At 71.7% G+C, this 8,525-nt stretch carries 7 protein-coding genes; all 7 read left to right on the forward strand.

Translation table 11 applies throughout. From position 1 onward, the window contains the following. Nucleotides 1–3 precede the first annotated feature (3 nt). Nucleotides 4–3,174, forward strand: a complete 3,171-nt coding sequence (locus tag ATO4_RS25275; RefSeq protein ID WP_083594668.1) for a glycoside hydrolase/phage tail family protein — start codon at nucleotides 4–6, stop codon at nucleotides 3,172–3,174. A 2-nt stretch (nucleotides 3,175–3,176) separates the two neighbouring features. Beyond that, entirely contained in the window at nucleotides 3,177–3,881 is a 705-nt protein-coding gene (locus ATO4_RS28560) for a hypothetical protein (RefSeq protein WP_083594670.1), read from the forward strand. A 345-nt stretch (nucleotides 3,882–4,226) separates the two neighbouring features. After that, complete coding sequence (locus tag ATO4_RS27500; RefSeq protein ID WP_139802689.1) at nucleotides 4,227–4,547, forward strand: hypothetical protein; 321 nt, start codon at nucleotides 4,227–4,229, stop codon at nucleotides 4,545–4,547. An 87-nt stretch (nucleotides 4,548–4,634) separates the two neighbouring features. After that, the gene (locus tag ATO4_RS25290; RefSeq protein WP_083594672.1) at nucleotides 4,635–5,306 is read left to right on the forward strand and encodes a response regulator transcription factor; all 672 of its coding nucleotides are present in this window, start codon (nucleotides 4,635–4,637) and stop codon (nucleotides 5,304–5,306) included. Nucleotides 5,307–5,452: 146 nt separating this feature from the next. Then, nucleotides 5,453–6,757 (forward strand): ATP-binding protein, encoded by a 1,305-nt coding sequence (locus tag ATO4_RS25295; RefSeq protein ID WP_083594686.1) that lies wholly within the window; start codon nucleotides 5,453–5,455, stop codon nucleotides 6,755–6,757. A gap of 204 nt (nucleotides 6,758–6,961) precedes the next feature. Further along, nucleotides 6,962–7,363: a hypothetical protein gene (locus tag ATO4_RS25300; RefSeq protein ID WP_083594673.1), complete on the forward strand. Its 402-nt coding sequence runs from the start codon at nucleotides 6,962–6,964 to the stop codon at nucleotides 7,361–7,363. 292 nt (nucleotides 7,364–7,655) lie between these two features. After that, a partial coding sequence (ccmI, locus tag ATO4_RS25305) for a c-type cytochrome biogenesis protein CcmI (protein ID WP_083594675.1) occupies nucleotides 7,656–8,525 on the forward strand: 870 nt, incomplete at its 3' end.

Genomic DNA, 8,525 nt, shown 5'->3' on the forward strand with positions numbered 1-8,525 from the left:
GCCGTGGCGACCATCATCCTCCAGGCGGCCGGCGCCGCGATCGGCAGTTTCCTCGGCGGGCCCATCGGCGCGGTGATCGGCCGGGCGGCCGGCGCGCTGGCGGGATCGGCCATCGACCGCTCGCTGTTTTCCCAGACCCGGCGCGGCGAGGGGCCGAGGCTCGAGGTCTCCCGCATCATGACCGCCGACGAGGGCGGCGGCATCGCCCGCGTCGCCGGCACGGCGCGGATCGCCGGGCAGGTGATCTGGACGACGCGCTTCGAGGAGGAGACCAAGACCGAGCGGCAGGGCGGCAAGGGTGGCCCGAGCGTCGAGATCACCACCTACAGCTATTTCGGCAATGTCGCGGTGGGGCTGTGCGAAGGACCGATCGCGGCGATCCGCCGGGTCTGGGCCGACGGCGAGGAGGTCGATCTCTCCGAGGTGAACCTGCGGGTCTATCTCGGCGACGAGACGCAGCTGCCGGACCCGCTGATCGAGGTGAAGCAGGGCGCCGGCAACGCGCCGGCCTATCGCGGCCTTGCCTATCTGGTGTTCGAGCGCCTGGCGCTGGAGCGCTACGGCAACCGCATCCCGCAGATCGCCTGCGAGGTGATCCGGCCGGTCGGGCGGCTGGAGGAGCAGATCCGCGCCGTCAACATCATTCCCGGCGCCAGCGAACACGGCCTCGACCCGGTCGCCGTGCGCGAGGAGCTGAGGGAGGGCGAGGACCGGCTGATCAACCGCAACGTCCTTCATGGCGACAGCGACATCGCCGCCTCCCTCGACGAGCTCGTCGCGCTCTGCCCCCATCTCGAACGGGCGGCGCTCGTCGTCTCGTGGTTCGGCGACGACCTGCGGGCCGGGAGCTGCCGCCTGCGGCCGAAGGTGGAGACGGGCTTTCGCAACGAAAACGAGGACTGGCGCGTCAGCGGTCTTGGCCGCGGCGACGCAGCGCTCGTCTCGCGCGTCGCCGGCAGCCCGGCCTATGGCGGCACGCCCAGCGACGCCGGCGTCATCCGCGCGATCCGGGCGGCGCGCGACCGCGGCCTGAACGTCACCTATTACCCGTTCGTCCTGATGGACGTTCCGCCGGGCAACGGCCTTCCCGACCCCTATGGCGGGGCCGAGCAGGCGGCGTTCCCGTGGCGCGGGCGGATCAGCCTCGACATCGCCGTGGGACGGGCCGGCAGCACCGATGGAAGCGCGGCGGCGCGGGCCGCCGTCGCGGCGTTCCTCGGGACGGCGGAGCCGGACGATTTCGTCCTCTTTGGCAATCGCGTGATCTATTCCGGGCCCGCCGAATGGACCTATCGCCGGATGATCTTCCATCAGGCGCATCTCGCCGCCGCGGGCGGGGCGGACGCCTTCGTCATCGGATCGGAGCTGCGCGGCCTGACCCGCATCCGCGATCACGAGGGACGCTTCCCCTTCGTGGAAGGGCTGATTGCCATTGCGCAAGGCGTGAAGGCGATCCTGCCGGACGCCGTCGTCACCTACGCCGCCGACTGGAGCGAATATTTCGGCTACCATCCGCAGGACGGGTCCGGCGACGTCTTCTTCAATCTCGACCCGCTGTGGGCCTCGCCGGCGATCGACGTCATCGGCATCGACGACTACCTGCCCATCGCCGACTGGCGGGACGGGGAGGCCGAGCCGGAATGGCCCTCGCCCCACGACCGCGGCGGCCTCGCGGCGCAGATCGCCCGGGGCGAGTATCACGACTGGTACTATGAGAGCGAGGCGGCGAGGGCGGCGAAGCTGCGCACGCCGATCACCGACGGCGCCCATGGCAAGCCCTGGGTGTTCCGGGCCAAGGATCTCGTTTCCTGGTGGTCGAACCCGCATGTCGAACGGCGCGGCGGGGTGGAACTGGCGGAGCCGACCGGCTTCGTGCCGATGGCCAAGCCGATCTGGCTGACCGAGCTCGGCTGCCCGGCGATCGACAAGGGGCCGAACGAGCCGAACCTCTTCGTCGATCCGAAGTCGTCGGAGAGCGACGTGCCGCATTTTTCCACCGGCGGTCGGGACGACCTCGTCCAGCGGCGGTTTCTGGAGGTGCATCTCGACCACTGGACGCCGGGAGCGGAGAATTTCGACGAGGCCGCCAATCCGCTCTCGCCGCTTTATGGCGGGCGGATGGTGGATCCGGCGGCGATCCATCTGTGGACCTGGGACGCGCGGCCGTTTCCGGCGTTTCCGGGCCGCACCGACGTGTGGAGCGACGGCGACAACTGGCGGCTCGGACATTGGCTGACCGGCCGTCTCGGCAATGCCCCCGTCGATGCGCTGGTGACGGAAATCCTGGCGGGCCACGGCATTTTCGACCACGACCTGACCGGCCTCGAGGCCTCGCTCACCGGCTGGGTCGAGAGCGGGCCGTCGTCGGCGCGCGAATCGCTGGAGAGCCTTCTCGGCCTCGTCGGCGCCGTCGCCCATGTCGAGGACGGCCGCCTCGTCGCCCGATCGCTCGCCCGGCTCAGGGCGACGGGCGAGATCGGCGTCTTCGTCGACGAGGACGACACCCCCTTCGTCGAAACGCGCCGGGCCGAGGCGGCGGAGGCGGTCGACGCGGTGGGGCTCTCCTTCCTCGACGTCTGGCGCGACTACCAGTCCGGCAGCGCCGAGGCGATGCGCTCCAGCGTCGCCGCGCCGCGCCGGCAGATCGTCGGCGTGCCGGCGGTGATGGACGAGGACGAGGCGAGCCGGTTCGCCGCGGCGCTCCTCGCCGAGAGCGGGGCTGTCTCGGAGACAGCGAGCTTCGCGGTGCCGGCGAGCGAGCTTGCGATCACCGTCGGCGACGTGCACCGCCTCTTTGGGCAAAGCGGCGAATGGCTGGTGACGCGCATCGAGACCGGGCTGTCCCAGCGCATCACCGCGAGGCGCCTGCCGGCGCGCCGGGGCGGCAGCGTCGGCGGCGGCTCGCTCCCGGCGCTGCCGCCGGTGCGACCGACCCTCGCCTCGCGGCCCTTCGCGGCGTTTCTCGACCTGCCGCTCCCGGTGGGGGGAAGCGGCTTCGAGGGCGCGCGGGTGGCGGTCGGCGCCTCGCCCTTCACCGGCTACGAGGTGGCGAGCCTTGCCGACGACGGGGCGCTCGCGGTGCGGGCGCGGGTCACCCGGCCGGCGACCCTCGGCCGGCTGACCGAAGCCCTCCTGCCCGGCCCGAGGGGCGCATCGACCCGGCGAACCACCTGACCGTGGCGCTGCCGCGCGGGGCTTTGGCGTCGCTGTCGCGGGCCTCGATGCTGGCCGGCGGCAATCTCTGCGCGGTCGCATGCGAGAACGGCGGCTTCGAGGTGCTGCAGTTCCAGGAGGCCGAGGAGATCGCTCCCGGCCAGTTCCGGCTCGGCCGGCTCTTGCGGGCGCAGGGCGGCACCGAGGACGCGATGGCGGCGGGGGCGTCGGCCGGCGCGCTGTTCGTGCTCCTCGACGGGGCGAGCGAGGCGCTCGACCTGACGGCGGCAGAGGTCGGGCGCGCGCTGGAGTTTCGCGTCCAGCCCTTCGGGCGCGGCCGCGACGACGGGGCGGTGGTGTCGCAGACCCGAGCCCTCGGCCGGCGCTCGGTGCGGTCGCTCTCGCCGGTGCACCTCACCGCGCGCTTTGCCGCCGACGGGGCCGTGAGCCTCGCCTGGATCCGCCGCACGCGGATCGGCGGCGACAACTGGGACGCGAGCGAGGTGCCGCTCGGCGAGGAGGCGGAGCGTTACCGTGCGACGATCTCGGACGGCGCGGGAGCGGCCGTTGCGATCGACACCGGCGAGCCGCGGCTGACGCTGTCGGCGGCGGACCAGCTGGCCCGCTTCGGCGCCCTGCCGGCGCATCTCGAGGTCGCCGTCGCGCAGGTCAGCCCGGTGTGGGGTGCGGGAACGGCGCGCCGGGCGCAGTTCGCGCGGCCGGGGTGAAGCTTGGAGGATCGGCGCCGGCAGGGGGCAGACCGGCGGAATGGAGCCCGTGGCAATCGGGTGCGTCAGGATGAAAGCCCGTGGGGTCGGGCTCGTCGGGTCGAGGCACGCCGGCGCTGCCATCGAAACCGATCGGCCCGGCACTCGGCGCGACACTTTTGCGCGAACTTGGCCTCGAGCGTCGCCCGCATCGCCGGATTGCCCTATGCCGGCGGTCGAGTGCTGGCTATGGTCGGCTCCCGGCGAGGCATCTGCCGGCGACATTCATTCGTCATTCAGCCGGGCCTTGATAAAACCGGGGCGTCAAGTTTCGCTCCACCCGGCGGCAATCTCGATTGGACCAGAATGACCCTCCTTCGCACCATCCTGGCGCTAGCAGTGACGATCGGTCTTGCGGCCGAGCCGGCCCTTGCCGGTCTCGGCGGCGAAGAGGATCGCGGCGCGCGCAGCCTTTCCGTGGGCGGGCATGGCGGCGAGGCGCCGGTGCGGATGGCCGCGGCCGACTGCTCGGGCGCTGCGAGCCGGGCGGCCCGGCAGACCGGCGGCCAGGTGCTGTCGGTGTCGACCCAGAGCCAGGGTGGGCAGACCGTCTGCGTCGTCACCGTGCTGGTGCCCGGCAAGGGCAACCAGCGGCCGCGCAAGCAGACGATCACGATCAAGCCGTGATCGGCTGGCGGCTCGCGGCGGCCGGGCTGGGCGGGACCTGCGGGCGGGTCGGGCGGCCGGATGCCGGCGAAGGGAGAAATTGAAGCGATGCGCATCCTGATCGTCGAGGACGACGAGACCTTGAACCGCCAGCTCACCGAGGCGCTGAGCGGCGCGGGCTACGTCGTCGATCGCGCCTTCGACGGCGAGGAAGGACATTTCCTCGGCGATACCGAGCCCTATGACCTGGTGGTGCTCGACATCGGCCTGCCGCAGATGGACGGGATCAGCGTGCTGGAACGCTGGCGCCGGGAAAACCGGACGATGCCGGTGCTGATCCTGACGGCGCGCGACCGCTGGAGCGACAAGGTGGCGGGAATCGATGCCGGCGCCGACGACTACGTCACCAAGCCGTTCCACGTCGAGGAAGTGCTGGCCCGGGTGCGGGCGCTGATCCGCCGCGCCGCCGGCCACGCCTCGTCGGAGATCCTCTGCGGCCCGGTGCGGCTCGACACCCGCACGGCGCGGGTGACGGTGAACGGCGCGCCGCTGAAGCTGACCTCCCACGAACACCGGCTCCTGGACTACCTGATGCACCATCAGGGTGCGGTGGTCTCGCGCACGGAGCTGATCGAGCATCTCTACGACCAGGACTTCGACCGCGATTCCAACACCATCGAGGTCTTCGTCGGCCGCCTGCGCAAGAAGCTCGGGGCCGACCTGATCGAGACGATCCGCGGCCAGGGCTACCGGATGCAGGATCCGGGAGGCGAGGGCTGAACCTCCTGCGGCGGATCAGGGCCGGCGGCTGGGCGCCGTTGCGCCGGCGCTGGCGGCGCGGCGGCGGCATCCTGTCGTCCGCGGCCTTCCTGCGGGCGAATTCGCTGACGGCGCGGGTGATCTTCCTGACCAGCCTGTGGGCGGTGCTGGCGCTGTTCGTCGCCGGCGCGCTGATCTCGACCCTCTACGAGCGCACCGCCAAGCAGGGCTTCGAGAATCTTCTCGGCGCCCAGCTCTACAACCTCGTCAATGCGGTCAGCGTCGACGCGGAGGGGCGGCTGCAGGGCAATCCCGACCTCGGCGACCTGCGCTACGCCCGGCCGCTCTCCGGCTGGTACTGGGAGGTGCTGCCGGCCTCCGACAACACCAGGGGCCGGCTGACCTCCGCCTCGCTGGTGCTCATGACGATCCCCCAGGCGCCGGTGTCGGATGCGCCCTTCGACCAGATGTACCGGCGCACCTATGACGAGACCGGCCTCGACGGCGAGACGCTGGAAGTGCTCGAGACCGAGGTGGTGCTCGACACGGACAATCACACCGCGCGGTTCCGGGTGATGGGGAGCCTGTCCTCCGTCGAGGAGGACATCGACGCCTTCGACCGGACGCTGATGTTCTATCTCGGCACGGTCGGCCTCGGCACGGTCCTCGTCAACGTCATCGTCCTGCTCGTGGCGCTGCGGCCGCTCGGCCGCGTGCGCGAATCCCTCGCCGACGTCCGCGAGGGGCGGTCCGAGCGCCTGCGGACCGGCTTTCCCGTCGAGATCGAGCCGCTGGCGGTGGAGATGAACGCGCTGATCGACAACAACCGGCGCATCGTCGAGCGCTCGCGCACCCAGGTCGGCAACCTCGCCCATTCCCTGAAGACCCCGATCGCCATCCTGATGAACGAGGCCGGCTCCATCGGCGCCGAAAAGGGGCAGGTGGTCGAGGAGCAGGCCGCCCGGATGAGCAGCCAGGTGCAGCATTATCTCGACCGGGCGCGCATGGCGGCGCAGGGGCAGAGCGTCGTCTTCCGCACGCCGGTGCGCGACGTGCTCGAGCGCATCGCCAGGGTCATCGCCAAGCTCAACCCGCATCTGGCCGTCGAGTTCGACGCCGCCGGATCGGAAGAGCTGGTGTTCGCGGGCGAGCGCCAGGACCTCGAAGAGGTGGTCGGCAACCTCCTCGACAATGCCGGCAAGTGGGCCGGCGGGACCATCCGCCTGTCATGCGCGCCCGACGGGGCCGACCGGCTCGCGGTCCTCGTCGAGGACGACGGGCCGGGGCTGTCGGGCGAGGAAATCCGCGAGGCGCTGAAGCGCGGCCGCCGCCTCGACGAGGCGACGCCCGGCAGCGGCCTCGGCCTGTCGATCGTGCGCGACATCGTCGCCGAGTATCGCGGCATGCTGGAGTTGTCGCGCTCGCCGCTCGGCGGGCTTGCGGCGCGGGTGGTGCTGCCGCGGATCCGCTAGCTGCGGATGCGCCGCGCCCGTGCCGATGCCCATGCCCATGCCCATACCGTGCCGGTGCCGGCGGCAGGCCCGATCGCCCGGGGGACGATTGCGATTGCTCCGGGACTGTTCCGGCCCGGTCCTTGACATCGCCGGTCGAAGCGGGAAATCCCTGAGCGGCGGCCGCACTGCGGTCATCGTTTCTCCCGCTGGTGGACCCATCCGATGAGACTGGCAACGGCGATCCTCGTCCTTCTGTCGACCCTGCCGCTGAGCGGCTGTCTCGGATTCGGGGCGTCGACGACCCAGACCGCCATCTCGTCCGGCGCCGTCGCCCTCGGCGGCGGGCTCGTCGGCCAGACCGCCTTCGCCGCGCAGATGCCGGATGCGGCGAAGACGAAGGCCGTCGAGGCCGAGTTCCAGGCGCTGCAGTTCAGCCCCGCCGGCGAGCCCGTGCAATGGACCGAGGACGGCTATCGCGGCGAGGTCGTGCCGACGCAGCTCTACCGGGTCGGCTCGCAGGACTGCCGCGCCTATTCCCACGTGCTGTCGGCGGGGGCGAACCCGGTCAAGGCCTCGGGGGTCGCCTGCAAGACGCCGAACGGCCTGTGGAAGCCGGTGGCATGATCGGCACGACGGGTTGCGGCCGGCGAGCGGCGGACCCGTCGATGAGCGCGATCCGCTGCCGATGCAGGACCCGGCTTAAAGCGGCCGTGTCCCGGTGATCGCTCCCCATCGTCTCCGGACGATTTGAATGGGCATCACGGCGGCGCTCTGTTAAGCGGCTGATAGAGATCGATCCGGCCCCGGGGCGCACCGCGCCCATCCGGGGTCGGCACGACCTGCGAGAGTCTGTGTCTGGGAGGGAGCGCTGCCATCCGCCATTGTCTGCGGGGTGCGGCGCGCGTAAGTGGAGCGCATGGTTTTCTGGATCGTTGCCGCCGCGATGACGGCCGTCGTCACCCTGGCCATCGCCTGGCCGCTGCTGCGCGTCGACAGTCGCGACGAGAGCTCCGCCGAGGAGCACGACGTCGAGGTCTACGCCGCGCAGTTGCGCGAGCTCGACGGCGACCTCGAGCGCGGCACGATCGCCGCGGGCGAGGCTGCCTCCGCCCGGGCCGAGATCGGCCGGCGGCTGCTGCGGGCCTCGGAACGGGCGAAGGCGGGGACCGGGAGCGGAGCGCCGGCTGCCGCGGGGCGCGGGCTCCAGCGATCCGTGCTCGTCGGCCTCCTCGCCATCATCGCGGTGCCCGCCATCGCCTTCGCCTTCTATGGGAGCATCGGCGCGCCGCGGCTTTCCGACCAGCCGCTGGCGCTGCGCGAACGGCCGCAGCCGGGGCAGGAGGATCTCGACCTCGCGACGCTGGTGGACAAGGCCGAGGCACGGCTGCGGACCAACCCCGAAGACGGCAATGGCTGGGAGGTCCTGGCGCCGATCTATCTGCGGATGAACCGGCCGCAGGATGCGGCCGAGGCCTTCCGCAAGGCGATCGACCTCAACGGACCCTCGGCGAGCCGCTTCGGCGGCCTCGGCGAGGCGCTGGCCGAAACCGCCGGCGGCGAGGTCACCGGCGAGGCCAAGACGGCCTTCGAGCGTGCCCTGCAGCTGAACCCCTCCTATCTGCCGGCGAAGTTCTTCCTCGCCCTCGACGCCTCCCAGGAACAGCGGGCCGAAGACGCCGAGAGCCGCTGGAGCGACCTGATCGCCGAGAGCCCGAAGGATGCGCCCTGGCTGCGGATCGCCGAGGCGGGGCTCGCCGACGCCCGCCAGCGCCTCGGCAAGCCGGCG

Origin of the sequence: Aurantimonas sp. 22II-16-19i, assembly GCF_002088275.1 — a bacterium.
Taxonomy (GTDB): Bacteria; Pseudomonadota; Alphaproteobacteria; order Rhizobiales; family Rhizobiaceae; genus Jiella.